Below are 21,588 nucleotides of genomic sequence, written 5' to 3' on the forward strand. Positions count from 1 at the left end.
CGCCCCACCCCTGCACCCTGACTTTCCAAGGAGAACCACCATGGCCTGGACCCGAGATGAAATGGCCGCAATCGCGGCCGAAGAACTGAACGACGGCGACTACGTCAACCTTGGCATCGGCATCCCCACGCTGGTGGCCAACAACCTGCCCGACGGCGTCCGCGTTGTCCTGCAGAGCGAGAACGGCCTCCTCGGCATGGGCCCGTTCCCCTTCGAGGGCGAGGAAGACGCGGACCTGATCAACGCCGGCAAGCAGACCGTCACGGTTCTGCCCGGCGGCAGCATCTTCGACTCCGCGACGTCCTTCGGCATGATCCGCGGCGGTCACGTGAAGGTCGCGATCCTGGGCGCCATGCAGGTCTCCGGGAACGGAGACCTCGCCAACTGGACCATCCCCGGCAAGATGGTCAAGGGCATGGGCGGTGCCATGGACCTCGTGGCCGGCACCCCGCGCGTCGTGGTCCTCACCGAGCACAACGCCAAGGACGGCACCGCCAAGATCGTCAAGGAATGCACGCTGCCCCTCACCGGGCTCAGCTGCGTGGACCGCATCATCAGCGACCTCGCGGTCTTCGACCTTGTGAAGAATGAGCACAAAGCAGACGGCGGGCGGAAGCTCACGCTCACGCGCCTCGCGCCGGGCGTCACCGTGGAGGAAATCCGCGAAAAAACCGAAGCCGACTTCGATGTCGCGCTCGAATTTGAAGGAGCGACGGCATGAGCCTCAAAGACCAGTTCGGCAAGGACGTCCTGCTCACCGGCTGGGGCCACAGCCGGTTCGGCAAGCTGAGCGAAGAAACCCTGGAGTCCCTGATCGTGGAGGTCGCCACCGAGGCGATCGGCAACGCCGGGATCGAGCCCGGCCAGATCGATGAGATTTACCTCGGCCAGTTCAACTCCGGCATGATGCCGCTGGCCTTCCCGTCCTCCCTCGCATTGCAGGTCTCGGATCAGCTGGCCAACGTTCCCTCCACCAGGGTCGAGAACGCCTGCGCCTCCGGCTCTGCCGCGTTCCAGCAGGGCACCAAGTCCCTGCTTGCCGGCACCGCGAAGACCGTCCTGGTGATCGGTGCCGAGAAGATGACGCAGGCCGGGGCCGACGTCGTGGGCGCGGCCCTGCTCGGCGCGGACTACGACATGGCCGGCAAGGCCTCCACCACCGGGTTCACGGGACTCTTCGCCGAGGTGGCGAAGCACTACGGCAAGCGCTACGGCGCCGGCAGCCTCGGCGACGTCCTGGGCACCATCGCGGCGAAGAACCACCGCAACGGCGTCGACAACCCCTACGCCCAGCTCCGCAAGGACCTCGGCGAGGACTTCTGCCGCACCGTCTCGGACAAGAACCCGATGGTGGCCGACCCGCTGCGCCGCACCGACTGCTCCCCCGTCTCCGACGGCGCCGCCGCCGTCGTCCTCAGCGTCGCCCCGACCGGCGGGGCAACCGCGCCGGTGCGGCTCGCCGGCTTCGGCCAGGCGAACGACTTCTTCCCCGCCGAGCGCCGGGACCCGACCGAATTCGCCGCCACACGTGCCTCCTGGCAGCGGTCCCTGCGGATGGCCGGCGTCGGGCTGGAGGAGCTCGACTTCGCGGAAGTCCACGACTGCTTCACCATTGCCGAACTGCTCATGTATGAGGCCATGGGGCTGACCGAACGCGGCCAGGGTGCCCGGGCGCTCGAGGAAGGCTGGGTCTTCAAGGACGGCAAGCTGCCGGTCAACGTCTCGGGCGGCCTCAAGGCCAAGGGCCACCCCGTCGGCGCCACCGGCGTCTCCCAGCACGTCATCGCCGCGATGCAGCTCACCGGCACGGCCGGAGACATGCAGCTGGCCAACCCGCGCCGGGCAGCGGTGCAGAACATGGGTGGCGTGGGCATCGCCAACTACGTCAGCGTGCTCGAAGCCCTCTAAAGCAACGCGGGGGTCAGATACGGCCCTTAATGGGCCGGATCTGACCCCGCGTTGCTTGTCCTCGCCTGCGTGGCCGGGATGCCACGGGACTAAACTCGTTCCCAGCCCATCCACCACAATGCGAGGAGCACCCATGCGCGCCACCATCATCCACGGTCCCGGCGACATCCGAGTCGAAGACCGCGACTACCCCACCCTCCAGCTGCCCACCGACGTCATCGTGAAGGTCACCGCCTCCTGCGTCTGCGGCTCGGACCTCTGGCCGTACCGCGGGGTCAAGCCCACCCACAAGCCGTCCGCGATCGGGCACGAGTTCATCGGGACGGTCGAAAGCGTCGGCGACGACATCAAAGACCTCGCCGTGGGCGACTTCGTGATCGCTCCGTTCGTGGTCAGCTGCGGCGCGTGCCCACAGTGCCTCGACGGCGTCACGGTGGCCTGCGACCACCTCGCCGGCTGGGGCGGCAAGGATGACACTGGCCACGGGATCGACGGCGGCCAGGGCCAGGCCGTGCGCGTACCGCTCGCCGAGTCCACGCTGGTCAAGGTCCCAGGCGTCACCGACCCGGACGACGCCCTCCGCGCCAGCCTGCTCACGCTCTCCGACGTCATGGCCACCGGCCACCACGCAGCACTCGCGGCCAAGGCCGGTCCCGGCCGGACGGTCGTGGTGGTCGGCGACGGCGCCGTGGGGCTCTGCGGCGTCCTGGCCGCCAAGCGCCTCGGCGCGGAGCGGATCATCGCCATGTCGCGGCACGCCGACCGCCAGGCGATCGCCCGCGAATTCGGGGCCACGGACATCGTCGCCGAACGCGGGGACGAGGGCGTCGCCAAGGTCCGCGAACTGCTCGGCGGCGTTCTGGCCGACTCCGTGCTGGAGTGCGTGGGGACCAAAGAATCCATGGAACAGGCCCTGCACAGCGTCCGCCCGGGAGGCGCCCTCGGCTTTGTCGGCGTCCCCACCGGCGGCGCCGAAGCCCCGCTGCGCTTCCTGTTCGACACCAACATCTCGATCGGCGGCGGCATGGCCCCGGCCCGGACGTACATTCCGGAACTGCTGGCGGACGTGCTGAACGGCACCATCAATCCGGGCCGCGTGTTCGACTCGGTCATGCCGCTGGAGGAGGCACCCGAGGCCTACCGCGCGATGGACGAACGGCGCGCCATCAAGGTCCTCCTGACCCCGTAGCCGGGCTCTCGACGGCGGCCGCGCGTGCCCCCCCCCCGCCGCCCGCGCCGGCCCTGGCTGTACTGCTGGCTCCCGCCCTTGCACGGGCAAGGACGAGGGTCTAGCGTGAAGCGCATCAGCATCCGCCGCCGTCAAGGGAGCCGTCATGGCCAGGTTCGTGCAGATCATCGAATTTCAGACCTCCCGCATTGAGGAGATCGAGCAACTCGGCCGGCCCTCCAGGACGGAGGGAACCACTGCCCCGACCTTCCGCCGGATCATGGCCACCGCAGACCGCGACCGCCCCGGAACGTACCTCACGATCGTGGAATTCGACTCCTACGAGTCGGCCATGGAGAACTCCAACCGGCCCGAGACCTCCGAATTCGCCGCGCAGATGGCCGCCCTGTGCGACGGCCCTCCGGTCTTCCGCAACCTGGATCTTATGTGGGAAGACACCGGCGAGGCCGACGCCGGCCAGTAGGCCGGCAGGCTCGCTTGGCAGAGGTGCCGCCGCGCCGCCGGACTGAGGMCCCGGCGGCCGCCCGCGGCTTGAATACGTGGCGTGAACACGTGGCTTGAAGACGCGGACAGGACGTGGGAGCAGGGAAATGGGTTCTGCAGATGGCAGGGCGCCGGAAAGTCTCGTCATGGATCTCAGCGCACTGGGTTCCGCTCCCCTGCCGCTCGTGGGCGGAAAGGCCCTGAACCTCGGCAAGCTCACGACCGCCGGGTTCCGCGTACCCCGCGGATTCTGCCTCACCACGGTTGCCTACCGGAAGGCGGCCCCGGCCGAACTCGACGCGCTGGCGGCCCGGCTGGACGCCGCGCAGCCCCACCCGTCGAACAACGGCGAAACAGACGACGGCGAATCCCGCCCCGGCCAGCCAGGCCGCCCCGGGTTGCACCGGCCCGGACCGGACCTGGGCGAACTGGCCCGGCAGGCGCGGGAAATGATCGTGACCGCGCCGATTCCCGCCGACGTCGATGCCGCCCTTCGCGGCGCGTATGCAGTGCTCGGCAACCGGGCCACAGTGGCAGTCAGATCCTCCGCCACCGCCGAGGACCTGCCCTTCGCCAGCTTCGCCGGCCAGCAGGATTCCTTCCTGAACATCTCCGGAGCCGACGCCGTGGTCGAGTCGGTCCGGCGCTGCTGGGCCTCACTCTGGACCGAACGGGCTGTGGCCTACCGCGCCGCCAACGGGATCAGCCACCGTGAGGTGGGCCTCGCCGTCGTCGTCCAGGACCTCATCACCGCCACCAGCGCCGGCGTGCTCTTCACCGCCAATCCCGTGACGGGCACCCGGACCGAAACGGTCATCGATGCGAGCGCCGGGCCCGGCCAGGCGGTGGTCTCCGGCAGCGTCAACCCGGACCATTTCGTCGTGGATACGGCCACGGGACGCATCCTCCTCCGTTCACCGAAGGGGACGTCAGTCCGGCGGCGGCCGAGCCTGGACGACGCCCGGATCCGCGAACTCACGGCCCTCGGCGATACCGTCCAGCGGCTGTTCGGGGCACCCCAGGATGTGGAATGGGTGATCGACGCCGCGGGCAGGATCTGGGTGACCCAGTCGCGGCCCATCACCACGTTGTATCCGCTGCCGGAGCCTGCGGCCGCCGAACCGCTGGGCGCGGAGGCAGGAGCCGACGTCGACCCCCACGTCTACCTGTGCGGCACCTTGCTCCAGGGCCTGACCAGGCCCCTGACCCCCATGGGGCTCTCCGTGCTGGGCTCAATGCGGAACCGCAACGGGCCGTGGCGGTACGTCAACCCGGGATTGCGGATGTATGTGGACGTGACGCCCATGGTGCGCAACAGGTACGGCCGCCGCTACCTGCTGCGGATGCTTCCGCTGGCGGACGGCAGGTCCGGCGCGGTTTTTCCGGCACTCCTGGATGACCCGCGGTTCGGCGTGCGCAAACGGCCGTCCCGGCGGCCACGGCACGGCGCGGCGGGCAGGCTGGCCCCCCGGCGGCCGGGGACCGGCAGCGGCGCAGCGGGCAATAGCGCAGGGCGCGATCCCGGAACCATGGCCGGCCTGGGCCTGACGGTCCGGCTGCTTCCGTCCCTGGTGCGGGCCGCGGTGCGGCCGTCCGCCGAACTGCGCCGCGCCTTCGATTACGGAGATCGCCTTCAATCCGAACTTGTCCTGCCGGAACCGGCCACCACTTTTGGCCGGCTCGATCACGCCCAGCGCATCCTGGAGAACACCGTGGACGGGCTGATCCTGGCGACGCTGCCCGGACCGTCCGTTGGGTACCTCATGCTGGCCGGGGCGCGCAGGCTGCTGCGCGGCATCGCGGCACCGCGGGAACTCGAGGCCGTGTTGCGGGGTCTGCCCAACAATGTCACCACCGAGATGGACCTCGAACTCTGGCAACTGGCCGTCACCGTCGGCGCGAATGCCGCGTCCCGGGAAGTGTTCCTGGCCCACGGGCCAAGGGAACTGGCCGCCCTGTACAAGGCCGGCTCGCTGCCCGCAGTGGCACAGACCGGCCTGCACGGGTTCCTGGACCGCTACGGCCACCGCGCCGTGGCAGAGATCGACCTTGGCATGCCGCGGTGGTCGGAAAAACCGGACCATATCCTCGGGATGATCTCGAACTACCTTCATGTGGCCGACCCTGAGCAAGCGCCCGACCGGCAGTTCGCCCGCGCCGAGGAACATGCCGAGGCCAGGATCCGCAGCCTGGTGGAACGGACCAGGGCCCGGAGCCGGATCCGTGCCCGGCTGGTGGAATTCTGCCTGCGCCGGACCCGCCAGCTGTCCGGACTGCGCGAACTGCCCAAGTTCTACATCATCCTCGCCCTCGCGGAAATGCACCGCCAGCTCAACGCGATCGGCATCGAGCTGGCCCGGTCCGGTGCGATCGCCGCCGCGGACGACGTGTATTTCCTGGAATTCGACGAGGTCCGTGTGGGTTTGCGGGGTGCCGACCTGAAGGGCATCGTCGCGGGCCGCCACCGGATCTACGACGTCGAACTACGCCGGCGCCGGATTCCCCGGCTCCTGCTCTCCGACGGCACGGACGTGGAGGCGGCCGTGATGGCCAAGTCCCCCGCTTCCGGCGCCCTCGCCGGGACACCGGCGTCGGCCGGCACCGCCACCGGAACGGTCCGCGTCATCCTGGATCCGGTGGGCGCGCACCTCGAGCCCGGGGAAATCCTCGTGGCACCCTCCACCGACCCCGGCTGGACGCCGCTGTTCATGACAGCCGGCGCCCTGGTGATGGAAATGGGCGGGGTGATCTCGCACGGCGCCGTGGTGGCCCGCGAATACGGCATCCCGGCGGTGGTGGGCGTGCCGGACGCGACCACCCGTTTGCGGACCGGTGAGACCGTGACCGTGGACGGATCGGCCGGAACGGTGCGGCAGGTGGATGCCCCGCTCTCCCCCGCGACGGCCGCCGGCAGCCTGGCTGGCTGAGCGTGGACCTCCGGACCGGCCGGCGCCGGGCCGTCGAATTGCAGCGGGACCTCCGCCACGCCGCCAGCCGGGGGCTATGTTAGATAGATGGCGTCTGCCGGCAGTAACGCACAGGGCGGCCCGGTTCCCGAAGGCTTTGGTTCGGGGCTGGTGGACGATGCCGCCCGCCGGGACGCCGCGTTGCCCGACTTCGACTGGGCCGTCCTTCCGGCAGGCGTGATGCGCGGTGAGTTCGAGGCACCGAGCGGGACCTTGGCGACGATCGCTGCCGGAGATCCTGGGAAGCCGCGCGTCCTGCTGGTCCCGGGCGCAACCGGCTCCAAGGAAGACTTCATCCTCATGCTGCCTGAGCTCGCCGCGGCCGGCTACTTCGTCCTCAGCTGCGACATCGCCGGGCAGTATGAATCCGCCCAGGCCGGGCCCGAAAACCTCGTTCCGCCCCGGAACTGCTACGACTACGAGCTGTTCCGCGACGACCTCCTGGCCATGCTGGACACCGACCAAGGCTCGGTGCACGTCGTGGGGTATTCCTTCGCGGCGGTGGTTGCCCAACTGGCGTTCGTCCAGCAGCCAGAAAAGTTCCGCAGCCTGACCCTCATCAGCTGCCCGCCGGAGCCGGGGCAGAGCCTCCGTTATGTGCGCCTGGCTGGCTGGGTCAGCTGCTGGGTCACCTCCAGGGTCGGCACCGCATTAATGATTTGGGGCATCCGCAGCAATATTGCCCGGGTGGCGCCGCAGCGGCTGCGGTTCGTCAGGAGCCGGTTCGCGTTCACGCGCCGCGCCTCGGTGGTCGACATCATCGGCCTTATGAAGCACACCCCGGATCTGCGGCGGGTGCTGGCGGCCGCGACGCTGCCAAAGCTTGTCGCAGTCGGCGAACACGACCTCTGGCCGCTGGCGTTGCACCGGAGCTTCGCGCAGTCGATCGGTGCGCGGATTTCGGTCTACCGCGCGGGCCACAGCCCGTCCGAGACCTCGCCGTACCAGATCAGCCGGGACCTGATTGCGCTCTTCGACGCCACCGTCTCGGCCTGACGAAAGCGGCCGGCCGGGACGAAGACCCCCGTCAGACCCTTGCACCGCGGCCCGTCGCACCGTACGTTGGGGACAGCGGACGAATGTCTCCGCAGCCGTTGGCCTTATGGCCGCCGGAGATCAGCAGCATTTCAGAAGGATAAAGGCATGGCTACAGGCACAGTTAAATGGTTCAACGCCGAAAAGGGTTTTGGCTTCATTGCCCCGGATGACGGGTCGGCCGACGTTTTCGCCCACTACTCGGCAATCGCTACCAGCGGCTACCGTTCGCTGGACGAGAACCAGAAGGTTGAATTCGACGTCACGCAGGGCCCGAAGGGCCCGCAGGCTGAGAACATCCGCCCGCTCTAAGTACTCCGGAAAAAGCCCCGGCCGCCTGGCCGGGACACTTTCCCCGAAGACCACAAACGCCCCTCCGGAGGATTCCTCCGGAGGGGCGCTTGTGTTCGAGGCGCTTGTGTTCGAGGCGCTTGTGGCCTTGCGCCTGCCGCCGGGCGCGGTCTCAGCCGACGTGGACCCACGGACGCCGGGTGACGTCCGGCTCGGCCTCGCGCAACACTTCGCGCGTCACCGGGGCGATCTCGCCTTCGCCGAAGGCCAGGAACCGCAGGAGGTTGGTGAACGGGTTTCCCTCCGTCCAGCGGAAGTAGATGTGCGGCATCAGCCCGGTGACGTCGCGGATGTGCAGCAGCACGGAGGCGATCGTGTTCGGAACAACGGGCCCGTGGACCTCCAGGATCTGGTATCCGTGCCGGGTGACCCCGCGGACCTCGAGCGCGGTCTCGAAGTCCGAGGAGTCGTCCACCACTACTTCCAGGAACAGCGCCTGGGAGTCCAGCGGGAGGTGGCTGACCTCGATGGCGGACGTGAGCTTGTCCAGGTACGCCTGGGCAGTGAGCCGCAGCGGTTCGTGGGCGATGATCGCGATGGGGCCGGATTCATTGGCGGCCAGGAATTCCAGAGCCGGGGTGTCCATGCGCACATGCGTGGCGTGGAGCTCGAAGGAGCGCCGGATGCGCGAGAGCAGGGAGATCACGATGATCCCGAGGATGAAGAAGGCCGCGATCCGGATGCCTTCGGGCCGCTCGAAGATGTTCGCCACCGTGGTGTAGATGAACACGACGGCGATGATGCCGAAGCCGATGCTGCGCTTACGCTGCTGGTGGCTGCGCGCGGACAGCGTCACGGCAATCGCCGCCGACGTCATCAGGACCAGGACGCCGGTGGCGTAGGCGCCGCCCTGGGCATCGACGTCGGCGTCGAACAGCCAGGTGATCAGGAACCCCACCAGGGTGAACACCAAAACCAGCGGCCTGACCGCCCGGGCCCATTCCGGAGCCATGCCGTACCGGGGCAGATAGCGCGGCACGAGGTTCAGCAGCCCGGCCATGGCGGAGGCGCCGGCGAACCACAGGATGGCGATGGTGCTCAGATCGTAGACGGTGCCGAATCCGTTTCCCAGGTATTCGTGCGCCAGATAAGCCAGGGCGCGGCCGTTCGCCTGCCCGCCGGGCTGGAACTCCTGCGCCGGGATCAGGACCACTGTGGTGAAGCTCGTGGTGACGAGGAACGCGCTCATGATCAGGGCCGCCGTCGTCAGCAGCCGGCGTGCACCCTTGATCCGGCCCTGGGGGTTCTCCTCGGTGTCCTTGGCGTGGCCGCGGATCTGCGGCATCACGGCGACGCCGGTCTCGAAGCCGGACAGGCCCAGGGCCAGCTTGGGGAACACGAGCAGCGCGATGCCCACCACCATCAGCGGGCTCCCGTGCTGGGTGGTCAGGGCCAGCCACCAGTTGTCGACCGCCACCGGGTGCTGCAGGACCTCGATGATCGTTGTGATGACCACGACGACGTTCAGCCCGAGGTAAATGCCCACCAGGACGACGGCGACGCCGATCGCCTCCTTGAAACCGCGCAGGAACACCGCGGAGAGCAGAGCCAGCAGGAACAGCGTGACGGCGACGTTCTGGCCCTGCATCCACTCGGGGGCGAGGGGGTTCTCGATGGCGTGGGCGGTCGCGTCCGCGGCGGAAAGCGTCATGGTGATCATGAAGTCGGTGGCGGCGAAGCCGAGCAGGACCAGGACCAGGAGTTTCCCGCCCCAACGTGGCAGCAGCCGCTCCAGCATGGCGATGGACCCTTCACCGCGCGGGCTTTCGCCGGCCACCCGGCGGTACACGGGCAGTGCGCCCAGCAAGGTCACGGCCACCAGGACCAGGGTGGCCAGCGGCGAAATCACGCCGGCCGCGAGCGCGGCGATGGCGGGCTGGTAGCCCAGGGTGGAGAAGTAGTCCACGCCGGTCAGGCACATGACCTGCCACCACGAGTGCTTTTTCAGGTGGCTGTCGCTCACGGCCCCGGGCCCCTGGTGGATTCCCTTGGCGTCTTGGAGGCCGAACAGCAGCCAGTTCCTGAAGTGTTCCCCGGCGCCGGGCCGCGGCGCGGAGGGGTCTGCCGGGGGCCGGCTGAGGGTGGTCATGATGTCCTTTCCACGCGGCACACCGCGCCGCTTCCGTCCGAGACGCTACCAGCCCCGGAGGCCGCCGCTACCGTCCGGCGAACAATCCTGATGGTTCCTTAACGCGGCCCTCAAACCGGCGCTTCGGGTGCCCGTCCGGGTTCCCGCGCGTCGCCGGCCTCGCCGGACCCGCCACCGCTAATGCGGCATCAAGATCCAGGCCGCAACCATCAAGGAAGCGTTAAAACCGCCGGTTCGGGCCGGCGACGGGGTTTGACTGGAGCTGTCTCCCAACGGGGACACCGAGGAAAGGAATGCCCAATGGCTGATTTGGCTGTGATCGGAATCCTGATGCTGTCGATGGGATTCGTAATGTGGATCGGCCACGTCCTGGCCGGGATGGTCGGCAGTGCCGATGACCGGCCGGAGGGTGGCAAGTGAGCGCCGATGCGGTGATGTGGCTCGTTCTGTTGCTGGCAGGGCTGTGCCTCTTCGGCTACCTGCTGGCCGTCCTGATCCATCCGGAAAAGTGGTGAACGGATCATGACCTTCAACCCTGCGTCCTTTGCTGTCCAGGTGGCGGCGCTACTCATTGTCCTGGCGGCCATGCACAAGCCTCTGGGCATCTACCTGGCCCGGGTTTTCGAGGGCACGACGTCAGCCCGGGCCGAGCGCCTCTTCTACCGGCTGGCCGGGGTCGACGCCGGCACCGAGCAGACCTGGCCGGTCTACCTGCGCAGCGTTCTAGCGTTCTCGGCCGTCTCGATCCTGGCCGTGTTCGGCCTCCAACGGCTGCAGGGCGTCCTGCCCGGCAGCGGTTCGCTGCCCGGCGTCGACCCGTGGGTGGCCATGAACACCGCTATTTCCTTTGTGACCAACACGAACTGGCAGACCTACGTCCCCGAGACCACGGTAGGCATCTTCGTGCAGATGTGTCTGCTGGCGGTGCAGAACTTCCTCTCCGCCGCCGTCGGCATCGTGGTCGCCGTCGCCCTGATCCGGGGCATTGCCCGCACACGGACACAGCGGCTGGGCAACTTCTGGGTGGACCTGACCCGGACGACGTTCCGGGTCCTGCTGCCGCTGGCGTTCGTCGCGGCAGTGGTGATGGTCCTCGGCGGAGTGGTGCAGAATTTCTGGTCCACCGAGGTCACCAACCAGGCCACGGGCCTTTCGCAGAGCATTCCCGGCGGCCCCGTCGCCTCCCAGGAAGCCATCAAGGAGCTCGGGACCAACGGCGGCGGCTACTTTAACGCGAACTCCGCCCACCCGTTTGAAAACCCCAACGCCTTCATCAGCCTCTTTGAGGTGTTCCTGCTCCTGCTCATCCCCTCCGCCCTCCCGTATGCCTTCGGCCGAATGGTGGGCGACCAGCGGCAGGGCTACACGGTCGTCGCCGTGATGGGCACCCTGTGGCTGGCTTCGATTTCGCTGATGGGCTGGGCCGTCGCTGCCGGCCAGGGAACCGCGACGGCCGCCGCCGGTGGCCTCGGCGAAGGCTTCGAACAGCGCTTCGGCCCCGTGCCCAGCGCGATCTTCGCGACGTCCACCACCCTGACCTCCACCGGCGCCGTCAACACCGCCCACGATTCCCTGCCGCCGCTGGCCGGCGGAGTGGCCATGGTGAACATGATGCTCGGCGAAGTCGCCCCCGGCGGAACCGGGTCCGGGCTCTACGGCCTGCTGATCCTGTCCATCATTTCCGTCTTCATCGCCGGCCTCATGGTCGGGCGCACCCCGGAGTACCTGGGCAAGAAGATCGGACCGACGGAAATGAAACTCGCCGCCATGTACATCCTCGTCACCCCGAGCCTGGTGCTGGCCCTCGCCGGCATCACCGTCCTGCTGCCGGACGCCATGGCCAACGCCCCAGCCACCGGCCCGCACCAGTTCAGCGAAGCGCTTTACGCCTTCACCTCCGGGGCCAACAACAACGGCTCCGCGTTCGGCGGCATCACCACGTCGGGCCCATACCTCTCGGTCATGATGGGCCTGGCGATGCTGCTGGGCCGCTTTCTCCCGATCGTCCTGGTGATCGCCCTGGCCGGCTCCCTCGCCCGTCAGGGCAAGGTTCCCACGTCCGCCGGCACCGTCCCCACCCACGGCCCGCTGTTCGGCTCGCTGCTGGTCGGCGTGACGGTAATCCTGACCGCCCTGAGCTACTTCCCGGCCCTTGCCCTGGGCCCCCTCGCGGAAGGACTCCTCAAATGACCCGGTCCCACACGGCGTTAGCCACGGACACCGAAGCCCTGACCTACGCCGACGGAAACCCCCTTGGCACCCCCGGCGAGCACAAGCACCACACCAAAGCCCCGGCAAAACTGACACTCACGTCCGTCATAGCCGCCCTGCCCCTCGCGGTCAGGAAACTCTCCCCGCGGCAGATGATCCATTCCCCGGTCATGTTCATCGTGCTGGTCGGGGCCGGCCTGTGCACCGCGATCTCGGTGTACCGGCCGTCCGTGTTCGGCGTCGCCGTGACGGCCTGGCTGTGGCTCACCGTCCTCTTCGGCACCCTGTCCGAATCCATCGCCGAGGGCCGGGGCAAGGCCCAGGCCGACAGCCTGCGCGCCAGCCGCAAGGGCGTCCAGGCCCGGCTCCGGCAGCCCGACGGCGCCACCCGGGACCTGCCGGGGACGGAGTTGCGGCGCGGAGACGTCGTGGTTTGCGAGGCCGGGGACGTCATTCCCTCGGACGGCGAAATCATCGAAGGCCTGGCCAGCGTCGACGAATCCACCATCACGGGCGAATCAGCCCCGGTCATCCGCGAATCCGGCGGAGACCGGTCCTCCGTCACCGGCGGCACGAAGGTCCTCTCGGACCGGATCGTCATCCGCATCACCGCAGAGCCGGGCCAAACCTTCATCGACCGGATGATCAGGCTTGTCGAGGGCGCCGTGCGGCAGAAGACTCCCAACGAAATCGCGCTCCACGTACTGCTGGTGTCCCTGACCATCGTCTTCCTGGCCGTCACCATGTCACTGGCACCGTTCGCCGCCCTCGCCGGCGCCACGCCGTCCCCGATCGTGCTGGTCGCACTGCTGGTCTGCCTGATCCCCACCACCATCGGGGCCCTGGTCCCGGCCATTGGCATCGCCGGCATGGACCGGCTGGTCCAGCACAACGTGCTCGCCACCTCCGGCCGTGCCGTGGAAACCGCCGGAGACATCACCACCCTGCTGCTGGACAAGACCGGAACCATCACCTACGGCAACCGCCGCGCCGTCAATTTCTTCCCCGCCAACCACGTGGACCGGACCCAACTCATCGAAGCGGCCCGGGTCTGCAGCCTGGCCGACGAAACCCCCGAGGGGCGCTCCATCGTGGACCTCGCCGCGGACAAGGGCGTGACCGGGGCCGATCTGACCACCCTTGAACATAGCGCCAGCGACTTTGCCGTCGTCCCCTTCAGCGCCAGCACGCGCATGAGCGGGTTGGACCTTGACGGCCGGCAGATCCGCAAGGGCGCCGCCTCCACGGTTGCGGCCTTCGTTGCCGAGTACGGCGGGCACTCCCCGGCGGAGGTCGAGCACCGGGTCACGGAAATCTCGGCCCAGGGCGGCACACCTCTCCTGGTCGCCCAGGTGGGCAAGGACGGCAGCGCCGACGTCCTTGGAACCATCCACCTCGCCGACGTCGTCAAACCCGGCATGCATGCCCGCTTCGCCGAACTGCGGCAAATGGGCATCCGGACCGTCATGATCACCGGCGACAACCCCATCACCGCCAAGGCGATCGCCGCCGAGGCCGGCGTCGATGACTTTCTGGCCGAAGCAACCCCGGAGGACAAGCTCGCGGTCATCAAGAAGGAGCAGGCCGCAGGCCGGCTCGTGGCCATGACCGGGGACGGCACCAACGACGCCCCGGCGCTGGCCGCCGCGGACGTGGGCGTCGCCATGAACTCCGGAACCCCCGCCGCGAAGGACGCTGCCAACATGGTGGACCTCGACTCCGACCCCACCAAACTCATCAACATCGTCGGCATCGGCAAGCAACTGCTCATCACCCGCGGCGCCCTGACCACCTTCTCGGTCGCCAACGACGTCGCCAAGTACTTCGCGATCGTCCCGGCCCTTTTTGCCGCCGCCTTCCCGGGGCTAGGGCTGCTGAACATCATGGGCCTGGCCACCCCGTCTTCAGCCATCCTGTCCGCGGTGATCTTCAACGCCCTGATCATCATCGCGTTGGTTCCGCTCGCGCTTCGGGGGGTCAAATACCGTGCCGTCTCCGCCAACCAGGCACTGGCCCGGAACCTGCTGATCTACGGGCTCGGCGGCCTGATTGCACCCTTCATCGGCATCAAGATCATCGACATGTTGATCTCCCTCATCCCAGGAATCGGCTAGGAAAATCCCTATGAACACTCTCACTGGCTACCTCCGGCAGGCAGGCACGGCCCTTCGGTTCTTGCTCTTCGCCACCCTGGTCCTCGGCCTTGCGTACCCGCTCGCCGTCTTCGGAACCGGACAACTGATCGCCCCGTACCAGGCCAACGGCTCCATCCTCAAAGACAGCGCCGGCGCCCCGGCCGCGTCCGCCCTGATTGTCCAGGCCGCGGCCAACGATTCCGGTGTCCAGGACCCCCGCTGGTTCCACGCCCGCCCTTCGGCTGCGAAGTGGGATCCGGCGTCGTCCTCCGCCAGCAATCTGGGGCCCAACGATTCGAAACTGCTCGACGGCGTGACCGCCAACCGGTCCGCCGTCGCCGCGGCTGAAGGCGTGGATCCGGCAACGGTGCCCGCCGACGCCGTGACCGCCAGCGGTTCCGGACTGGACCCGGACATTTCACCCGAGTACGCCAGGGTTCAGACGGCGCGGGTGGCGGCAGCGAACGGCCTGGGCGCCGACGCCGTTGCCTCCCTGGTGGAGCAGCACACCAGCAGTGGGTTAGTCGCGTTTCTCGGCCAGCCGTCAGTCAACGTGACTGCCCTCAACCTCGCCGTGGCGGCGGCCGCACGGCCGTCGCAGCCGGCACAATCCAAGTGAGAGAATGACGGCATGGCACGTGGAACGCTGCGGATCTTCCTGGGCGCCGCGCCGGGTGTGGGCAAGACCTACGAGATGCTCGAAGAAGCCCACCGGCTCGGCAAGCGCGGCGAGGACGTCGTCGTCGCGTTCGCCATGGACCACGGCCGCAGCGAGACGCGGGCGCTGCTGGAGGGACTCGAAGTCATCCCGCCCAGGAGGCTGCCCTACCGGGACACGGAGTTTGAGGAGATGGACCTTGACGCGGTCCTGGCCCGGGCGCCAGGGACCGCGGTTGTGGACGAATACGCCCATTCCAATGTCCCGGGTAGCCGGAATCCCAAGCGTTGGCAGGACGTTGCCGTGCTCCTCGACGCCGGCATCAATGTTCTCTCCACGGTCAACATCCAGCATCTGGCGTCCTTGGGGGACGTCGTCAGCGCCATCACCGACGTCCGCCAGGCGGAGACGGTGCCCGACGACGTTGTCCGCCGAGCGGATCAGATCCACCTCGTGGACATCTCCCCCGAGCTGCTCCGCCAGCGCCTGGGCGACGGCAAGATCTACGCGGCCGACAAGATCGACGCGGCCCTCTCGAACTACTTCCGGCTGGGCAACCTCACGGCGCTGCGCGAACTTGCCTTGCTGTGGCTGGCCGACCGGGTGGACGAGGGCCTCGCCAAGTACCGGGCCGAACAGGGCATCGATGAAAGCTGGCCAGCCCGGGAGCGGATCGTCGTCGGGCTGACCGGCGGCCCGGAAGGGGAAGTCCTGATCCGCCGGGGGGCCCGCATCCTCAACCGGGTCAACGGCGGGGACCTGCTGGCGGTCCACGTCCGTGCCGCTGACGGCGTTGCCGGCGAATCCCCCCAGGCGCTTGAGGCCCAGCGCCACCTCATCCTGGACCTGGGCGGCAGCTACCACATCGTGACCGGGGAGGATCCGGCCGCCGCCCTGCTGGACTTCGCCCGCAGCGTCAACGCGACCCAAATCGTCGTTGGCATCTCCCGGCACAAGAAGATCGCCGGGCTGATCGGAAACCTCCTCGGCGGCGGAGTAGGCACCCGGGTAGTCCGCGATTCAGGCGACATCGATGTCCATATGGTCTCCCACCCCCTCGGCGGCCGCGGAACCCGCCCGTCACGGCAGCGCGACTTGGGCCGGGTCCGGGTCGCCGTCGGGTTCGGCTTTGCGGTGCTGCTCCCGGTGGTCCTGCAACTCTTGCTGTCGCTCCTGAACCCGGAGCGGAACGTGGCCGCGGCCATGCTGGTCCAGCTCACCGGTTCAGTGGCGGTGGCGCTGATCGGCGGATTGTGGCCGGCCATCCTGGCCGCACTGTGGAGCAGCCTTCTGGTGAACTACTTTTCAACCCCGCCGTTGGGCAACCTCACCATCAGCGATCCCCAGAACTTCCTGGCCCTGCTGGTGTTTGTGGGCGTCTCAGCCGCCGTTGCCGTTGTGGTCGACCTATCGGCCCGCCGCTCCAAAGAGGCCGCGCGGGCCCGCGCCGAAGCCACGACGCTCGGTGACCTGACGCGCAGTGCCGTCGGCTCGGATGACACGGTTCAGGCATTGCTGGAGCAAGCCCTGAGCGTCTTCCAGGTGCGCGGTGCTGCTGTTTTCAGCCTTGGCTACGGCCTCGCGGACGGCGACAGCGGCGCAGGACCAGACCGGCGATGGCAACTTCAGGCCGCCGTGGGAGAAATTCCGGCCCTGCCCGCCGGCGCGCCAGGGGACGATGCCACCGGCGACAACGTCGAAGAAATCGACGCTTCCACGCGCCTGGTGCTCTTCGGACGGATTCTGCCGGCCAGCGACCGACGTCTCCTCGGCGCGTTCGGTGTTCATCTGGCGGCCCAGCTGGAACGCCAACAGTTGGTGACCAGCCGGCGGGAGATGCTGCGATTGGCCGAAAGCAACACGATGCGGACCTCCATCCTCCGCGCAGTCTCCCACGACTTGCGCACCCCCTTGGCCGGGATCAAGCTTGCCGTCGGCGGGCTGCGCCACGACGACGTCCATTACACCAAGGAAGAGGAACACGAACTGCTGGCAACGATCGAGGAGTGTTCGGACCGGTTGGACGCGCTGGTGGGCAATCTGCTGGACATGTCCCGGATCACCTCGGATGCCGTCAATCCCCTGCTCAAACCCGTGCGGTGGTACGAGGTCATACCGGGTTCCCTGAGCGCCGTCCCCGCGGGCCGGGTGCGCGTGGACCTGCCTCCGAACATGCCGGAGGTCGACGCCGACCCCGGCATGCTGGAACGGGTGATTGCGAACATCGTCGAGAATGCCGTGAAATACGCTCCAGATTCGGACATCGTCCTTGTTGGGGCGGCTGGCGGCCTCAGCCCTGCGACTCTCGAGGGGCGCCCTGCCGGGGAGCTTCGGGTCATCGATCACGGCCGGGGAATCCCGGCGGAGAGCGTCCTGGAAATGTTCCGGCCCTTCCAGCGGCTCGACGACACCCCGCAAACCACCGGGATCGGGCTCGGGCTTGCGGTGGCGAAGGGGTTCACGGATGCCATGGGTGGCAGCCTGACCGCAGAAGCCACACCGGGCGGAGGGCTGACGATGATTATCCGGCTTCCGTTGTCCACGGGAACCCCATATGACGGGCACCGCGCCCAGGCCCCGTTCGAGCCCCGGTCGCTGGTGGCGCGCCGCGGTCATGCGTTGCCCCTTACGTCCGGACCGGACACCGCATGACGGCCGTCCTGGTCGTCGACGACGACCCGCACCTGTTGCGGGCCCTGCGCATTACCCTGCAGGCCCACGGCTACACCGTCACCACCGCCGTGGACGGGACCTCGGCGCTGCTGGCCGCCACCCAGAACCCGCTCTCACTCATCATCCTGGACCTCGGCCTGCCTGATATTGACGGGACCCGTGTCCTCAAGGAGCTGCGCGGGTTCAGCAGCGCGCCGGTCCTGGTGCTCTCCGCCAGGCACGGCTCCGAAGACAAAGTCGAGGCTCTCGACGCCGGCGCGGATGACTACATCACCAAACCGTTCGGCCTCGACGAGCTCCTGGCCCGGCTCCGGGCGCTGCTGCGCCGCAGCGTCGAACCGGAGCGCGAAGCAGTGGTCAGGACCGACGCCTTCACCGTGGACCTGGCCAAGCACCGGGTGACCAGGGACGACGCGGACGTCCGGCTGACCCCCACGGAATGGAAGATTCTGGAGGTTCTGGTCCGCAATCCGGAAATGCTCATCACCCAGCAGCAGCTGCTCTCCAGGGTCTGGGGTCCGGCCTACGCCAAGGAGACCAACTACCTCCGGGTATACATGGCGCAGCTGCGGCGCAAGCTGGAGCCGGATACCGCCAGCCCGCGCCACCTGCTCACCGAGGCCGGCATCGGCTACAGGTTCATGCCCTGATGGTTTTCCGATGCCGCCGCCGGCAATGGATACTAAGGCAATGACTAATCGCAGCCCACTCAACAGGGACGATGCCGGTCCGTCGCCACTGCCTGAGATCCCGGCGCAGCTGCGGGCCGTCCTGAACGGAATCCCGGCACTCGTGGGCTATTGGGACACGGGACTCCGCAACCGCCTGGCCAACGACGCCTACTGCGAGTGGTTCGGTTTCGCACCCCAGCAGCTTCACGGCATGCATGTCCGGGACGTGCTCGGCGAGACCGTCCTGGAGGCCAACCTGCCGCACATCGAGGGAGCGCTCGCCGGGAAACGGCAGCAGTTCGACCGGACCCTGGTGGATGCCGCGGGCCAGTCCCGCTTCACCGAGGTGACCTACACCCCCGATACCCAGGACGGCGCGGTGCAGGGCTTCTTCGTCCTGGTCACGGACATCACCGAGCGTGTGCTGGCCGACCGGCGCCGGCAACGGGACATGGACCGGTACCGCGCCCTGGCGCGGAGCGTTCCCGGTGTCTTCGTCCTCCTCTTCGACGCCGAGCTGCGCTACCTGATCGCCGAAGGCCAGGAGCTGGAGACCTTCGGCTACCGCAGGGAAGAGCTCGAAGGCCAGCGCATCCAGGATGTGCTCAAGGGCGATCTCGCCAGCGAGCTCGAGCCGCGCTACCGTGCGGCCCTCGCCGGCCGCGACGTGTCCTGGAGCCGGCAGATCGGCCACCGCACGTACCGGCTGAACGCCGGGCCGGTCTACTCCGACGACGAGGCCGCGGCCGGCATGGTGGTGGCGGTCGATATCACCGAGCGCCTGCAGCAACAAAAGGTTTGGGAGGCTTTGCACGAGATAGCCACCGAAGTTGCCCGCAACGCGGCCCCCGCAGCCATCTCTGAGCGGGTCGCCGCGATTGTCCGCGACCTGTTCAACGTCGATTCCGCCGCCGTCGTCCGTTTCACGGGCGCATCCTCGGCGGAAATCGTCGCCATGGCGCCGACGCTCCCGCCGACGCTGAGCCGGCGGCAGATCTTCGCCCCGACGGACGAGTCGGCCACTGTCCGGGTGGCCGTGACCGGCAAGCCGGCCCTGGTTCGCTACCGGGCGGAAGGTGGACAGGCAGCGGAGCAGATGCGCGCCGGCGGCTTCCAGTCCGCGGCGGCGGCGCCGATCCGGGTCCGCGGCAGCCTGTGGGGCGCCGTGAGCCTGACGTCGAAGTCGCGCACCGGGGTCACGGAGGCGATGATGGAGCGGCTGGCCCAGTTCGCGGAGCTCGTCGAGATCGCCATCGGCAACACGGAGGCCCGGACCGACCTCGAACAACAGGCCACTACCGATGCCCTCAGTGGCCTGCCCAACCGGCGGGCCCTGGAACGGCACCTCACCGAGCACGTTGCACAGGCCCGCAGCCGCGGGACAAGCCTGAGTGCCGTCGTCCTTGATATCGACCACTTCAAGAGGGTCAACGACACCCACGGCCACCTGACGGGCGACGTGGTCCTGGCGGAGGTCGCGGCCAGGCTCCGGACGGTCGCCCGCGCCGAGGAGATCGTGGCCCGGTTCGGCGGCGAGGAGTTCGTGTGGCTGCTCCCGGAGACGGACGGCGCCGAGGCCCTGCGCGCCGCCGAACGCGCCCGCAAGGCCATCGCGTCCGAACCGTTCGGGGAAGTAGGTTTCCTGACGATCTCCGCCGGAGTCTGCGAGCAAAGCGACGCCGCGGCCGGCTCGCTCCTGGACTGCGCGGACCGGGCCCTGTACGAGGCCAAGAACGGGGGCCGCAACCGCACGTCCCGCTACGGCCACGCCAGCCCGGCGGTTCAGCCTGCCCCGGCCGGGCGGGCGCGAGCCGGCCAGGCGCGGGACGGCGAGGCGCGGGACGGCACTGACACACTCGGAGCCTAGATCCCGCGGGGAGCCTAGACGAAAGCGGACTTTCCCGTCACGGCCCGCGCCACGATCAGTGAATTGATTTCGTAGCTGCCCTCATAGGTATAGAGAATTTCGGCGTCGCCGAAGAGCTTGCCCATCTCATAGTCGCTGCTGATGCCGTTGCCGCCCATGAGGGACCGTCCCATCGCCACCGAGGCACGCGCCAGCCGCGTGGTGGTCGCTTTGGCCATGGCGGCCTGGACCATCTCGAGCTTGCCCTCTTCCTGGATCCGCGCCAGCTGGGCCATCAGGGCCAGGGAGGCGGTCGCGTTGCCCAGGATCTCGGCGAGCTGCTGCTGGATGAGCTGAAAGCGGGCCAGTTCCTTGCCGAACTGGCGGCGCCGCAGCGAATACGCGCGCGCGACGTCGAACGCGGCCAGCTGGATGCCGGCACCCTGCCAGCCCACCCAGGCCCGCGAATCGCGCAGGAGCTCGTTGGCCTTGGAGAAGCTGGTGGCGCCGGGCAGCAGGTTGGCCGCCGGGATCCGGACCTCGTCGAGGACGATGTCCGCGTTCTGCATGATGCGCAGGCCGATCTTGTTGGCGATCTTCGTTGCGGTGTAGCCCGGACGGTCCGTCTCCACGATGAAGCCCTTGATGTGCTGGTCAGCGACGTCCCGGGCCCAAACGAGGGCGAAGTCCGCGATGGTGCCGGCGCCGATCCAACGCTTGGCGCCGTTGAGGACCCACTCGTCGCCGTCCAGCCGGGCGGTGGTTTCCAGGCCGCCGGCGATGTCCGAGCCGTGGTCCGGCTCCGTCAGGGCGAACGCCCCGAGCTGGGTGAACGCGGTGAGGCCAGGGAGCCAGCGCGCCTTCTGTTCCGCCGAGCCCAGCTCGTCGATCATGCCGACGATCAGCTCGTTGTGGATCCCGACGAGCGCCGAGAGGGACACGTCGGCGCGCGCCACCTCGACATACATGAGCCCCTTGAAGAGCTTGGACGTGCCGTCCGTCTGCAGCCCGCCCAAACCGTATTTGCCGAGTTCGGCGAGCAGCCCGAAGGGAAACTCCTCGCGGTTCCAGTAGTCGATTGATGCGGCCCGGATCCGGGACTGCAGGAATTCCCGGACCTCTTGGTAGCGGAGCTGTTCGTCCGGCGGCAACAGGTCAACGATGTACATGAGGTCGGCGTCGGGAAACGGCGGCTCCGCCGCGGCTTCGGGGGCGGCGCCCGCGGTAGCGGATTCGGCTGTCTCTGATCCCGCCGTGTCTGATCCCGCTGTGTTTTCGGTTCTATTTGATTCGGCTCTGTCTTCCGCTGTGTTTTCGGCTGGCGCCGACGGTCCGCTGGCACGTCCTTGTGGCTGCACGGGCACGTATCCCTT

16 protein-coding genes are annotated in these 21,588 nt (G+C 68.4%); 14 read left to right on the top strand and 2 right to left on the bottom strand.

Annotation, left to right across the window (positions count from 1 at the left end):
- Positions 1-40 precede the first annotated feature (40 nt).
- From AC1DZV_RS15105 to AC1DZV_RS15135, 7 genes are all read left to right on the top strand, one after another.
- A complete protein-coding gene (locus AC1DZV_RS15105) occupies positions 41-721 on the top strand; it encodes a CoA transferase subunit B (protein ID WP_459383705.1) in 681 nt (226 codons plus the stop codon).
- Complete coding sequence (locus AC1DZV_RS15110) at positions 718-1,908, top strand: acetyl-CoA acetyltransferase (protein ID WP_476949951.1); 1,191 nt, start codon at positions 718-720, stop codon at positions 1,906-1,908. Before AC1DZV_RS15105 ends, AC1DZV_RS15110 begins: the two co-directional genes overlap by 4 nt.
- A gap of 133 nt (positions 1,909-2,041) precedes the next feature.
- Positions 2,042-3,097, top strand: a complete 1,056-nt coding sequence (locus AC1DZV_RS15115; protein ID WP_459383703.1) for a zinc-dependent alcohol dehydrogenase family protein — start codon at positions 2,042-2,044, stop codon at positions 3,095-3,097.
- Between the two features lie 145 nt (positions 3,098-3,242).
- Positions 3,243-3,560 (top strand): hypothetical protein, encoded by a 318-nt coding sequence (locus AC1DZV_RS15120; RefSeq protein ID WP_079552423.1) that lies wholly within the window; start codon positions 3,243-3,245, stop codon positions 3,558-3,560.
- A 166-nt stretch (positions 3,561-3,726) separates the two neighbouring features.
- Entirely contained in the window at positions 3,727-6,507 is a 2,781-nt protein-coding gene (locus AC1DZV_RS15125; protein WP_476954026.1) for a PEP/pyruvate-binding domain-containing protein, read from the top strand.
- An 87-nt stretch (positions 6,508-6,594) separates the two neighbouring features.
- The gene (locus tag AC1DZV_RS15130; RefSeq protein WP_476949953.1) at positions 6,595-7,542 is read left to right on the top strand and encodes an alpha/beta fold hydrolase; all 948 of its coding nucleotides are present in this window, start codon (positions 6,595-6,597) and stop codon (positions 7,540-7,542) included.
- A gap of 147 nt (positions 7,543-7,689) precedes the next feature.
- Positions 7,690-7,893 carry a cold-shock protein gene (locus tag AC1DZV_RS15135; RefSeq protein ID WP_009357211.1) on the top strand — a complete coding sequence of 68 codons (204 nt, stop codon included), beginning with the start codon at positions 7,690-7,692 and terminating at the stop codon, positions 7,891-7,893.
- Between the two features lie 151 nt (positions 7,894-8,044).
- Here AC1DZV_RS15135 and AC1DZV_RS15140 read toward each other — a convergent pair whose 3' ends face one another.
- The gene (locus AC1DZV_RS15140; protein ID WP_476949954.1) at positions 8,045-10,021 is read right to left on the bottom strand and encodes an APC family permease; all 1,977 of its coding nucleotides are present in this window, start codon (positions 10,019-10,021) and stop codon (positions 8,045-8,047) included.
- Positions 10,022-10,437: 416 nt separating this feature from the next.
- On the opposite strand from AC1DZV_RS15140, the gene AC1DZV_RS15145 reads away from it, so the two are divergent.
- The 7 genes from AC1DZV_RS15145 to AC1DZV_RS15175 are packed head-to-tail and all read left to right on the top strand — an operon-like array spanning position 10,438 to position 20,236.
- Positions 10,438-10,536: a potassium-transporting ATPase subunit F gene (locus AC1DZV_RS15145; RefSeq protein WP_018775954.1), complete on the top strand. Its 99-nt coding sequence runs from the start codon at positions 10,438-10,440 to the stop codon at positions 10,534-10,536.
- A gap of 7 nt (positions 10,537-10,543) precedes the next feature.
- Positions 10,544-12,211: a potassium-transporting ATPase subunit KdpA gene (gene kdpA, locus AC1DZV_RS15150; RefSeq protein WP_476949955.1), complete on the top strand. Its 1,668-nt coding sequence runs from the start codon at positions 10,544-10,546 to the stop codon at positions 12,209-12,211.
- A complete protein-coding gene (kdpB, locus tag AC1DZV_RS15155) occupies positions 12,208-14,346 on the top strand; it encodes a potassium-transporting ATPase subunit KdpB (RefSeq protein ID WP_476954027.1) in 2,139 nt (712 codons plus the stop codon). The genes kdpA and kdpB overlap by 4 nt, the downstream gene beginning before the upstream one ends.
- Positions 14,347-14,356: 10 nt before the next feature.
- Positions 14,357-14,986 (top strand): K(+)-transporting ATPase subunit C, encoded by a 630-nt coding sequence (kdpC, locus tag AC1DZV_RS15160; RefSeq protein WP_476949957.1) that lies wholly within the window; start codon positions 14,357-14,359, stop codon positions 14,984-14,986.
- Positions 14,987-14,998: 12 nt separating this feature from the next.
- Positions 14,999-17,677, top strand: coding sequence for a DUF4118 domain-containing protein (locus tag AC1DZV_RS15165; protein ID WP_476949958.1), 2,679 nt, complete (start codon positions 14,999-15,001; stop codon positions 17,675-17,677).
- On the top strand, positions 17,674-18,348 hold the full coding sequence (locus AC1DZV_RS15170; RefSeq protein WP_476949959.1) for a response regulator: 675 nt from the start codon (positions 17,674-17,676) through the stop codon (positions 18,346-18,348). Before AC1DZV_RS15165 ends, AC1DZV_RS15170 begins: the two co-directional genes overlap by 4 nt.
- Before the next feature lie 40 nt (positions 18,349-18,388).
- Entirely contained in the window at positions 18,389-20,236 is a 1,848-nt protein-coding gene (locus AC1DZV_RS15175) for a sensor domain-containing diguanylate cyclase (protein ID WP_476949960.1), read from the top strand.
- Positions 20,237-20,250: 14 nt separating this feature from the next.
- Here AC1DZV_RS15175 and AC1DZV_RS15180 read toward each other — a convergent pair whose 3' ends face one another.
- Complete coding sequence (locus tag AC1DZV_RS15180; protein WP_476949961.1) at positions 20,251-21,384, bottom strand: acyl-CoA dehydrogenase family protein; 1,134 nt, start codon at positions 21,382-21,384, stop codon at positions 20,251-20,253.
- Between the last annotated feature and the right edge of the window lie 204 nt (positions 21,385-21,588).

The sequence above is a fragment of the Arthrobacter sp. P1_D12 genome (genome assembly GCF_056406175.1).

What these genes read in the sequence shown, in the direction of transcription:
- AC1DZV_RS15105 (WP_459383705.1), top strand. Translation starts at nt 41, where the DNA reads ATGGCCTGGACCCGAGATGAAATGGCCGCAATCGCGGCCGAAGAACTG.
- AC1DZV_RS15110 (WP_476949951.1), top strand. Translation starts at nt 718, where the DNA reads ATGAGCCTCAAAGACCAGTTCGGCAAGGACGTCCTGCTCACCGGCTGG.
- AC1DZV_RS15115 (WP_459383703.1), top strand. Translation starts at nt 2,042, where the DNA reads ATGCGCGCCACCATCATCCACGGTCCCGGCGACATCCGAGTCGAAGAC.
- AC1DZV_RS15120 (WP_079552423.1), top strand. Translation starts at nt 3,243, where the DNA reads ATGGCCAGGTTCGTGCAGATCATCGAATTTCAGACCTCCCGCATTGAG.
- AC1DZV_RS15125 (WP_476954026.1), top strand. Translation starts at nt 3,727, where the DNA reads ATGGATCTCAGCGCACTGGGTTCCGCTCCCCTGCCGCTCGTGGGCGGA.
- AC1DZV_RS15130 (WP_476949953.1), top strand. Translation starts at nt 6,595, where the DNA reads ATGGCGTCTGCCGGCAGTAACGCACAGGGCGGCCCGGTTCCCGAAGGC.
- AC1DZV_RS15135 (WP_009357211.1), top strand. Translation starts at nt 7,690, where the DNA reads ATGGCTACAGGCACAGTTAAATGGTTCAACGCCGAAAAGGGTTTTGGC.
- AC1DZV_RS15140 (WP_476949954.1), bottom strand. Translation starts at nt 10,021, where the DNA reads ATGACCACCCTCAGCCGGCCCCCGGCAGACCCCTCCGCGCCGCGGCCC.
- kdpA (WP_476949955.1), top strand. Translation starts at nt 10,544, where the DNA reads ATGACCTTCAACCCTGCGTCCTTTGCTGTCCAGGTGGCGGCGCTACTC.
- kdpB (WP_476954027.1), top strand. Translation starts at nt 12,208, where the DNA reads ATGACCCGGTCCCACACGGCGTTAGCCACGGACACCGAAGCCCTGACC.
- kdpC (WP_476949957.1), top strand. Translation starts at nt 14,357, where the DNA reads ATGAACACTCTCACTGGCTACCTCCGGCAGGCAGGCACGGCCCTTCGG.
- AC1DZV_RS15165 (WP_476949958.1), top strand. Translation starts at nt 14,999, where the DNA reads ATGGCACGTGGAACGCTGCGGATCTTCCTGGGCGCCGCGCCGGGTGTG.
- AC1DZV_RS15170 (WP_476949959.1), top strand. Translation starts at nt 17,674, where the DNA reads ATGACGGCCGTCCTGGTCGTCGACGACGACCCGCACCTGTTGCGGGCC.
- AC1DZV_RS15175 (WP_476949960.1), top strand. Translation starts at nt 18,389, where the DNA reads ATGACTAATCGCAGCCCACTCAACAGGGACGATGCCGGTCCGTCGCCA.
- AC1DZV_RS15180 (WP_476949961.1), bottom strand. Translation starts at nt 21,384, where the DNA reads ATGTACATCGTTGACCTGTTGCCGCCGGACGAACAGCTCCGCTACCAA.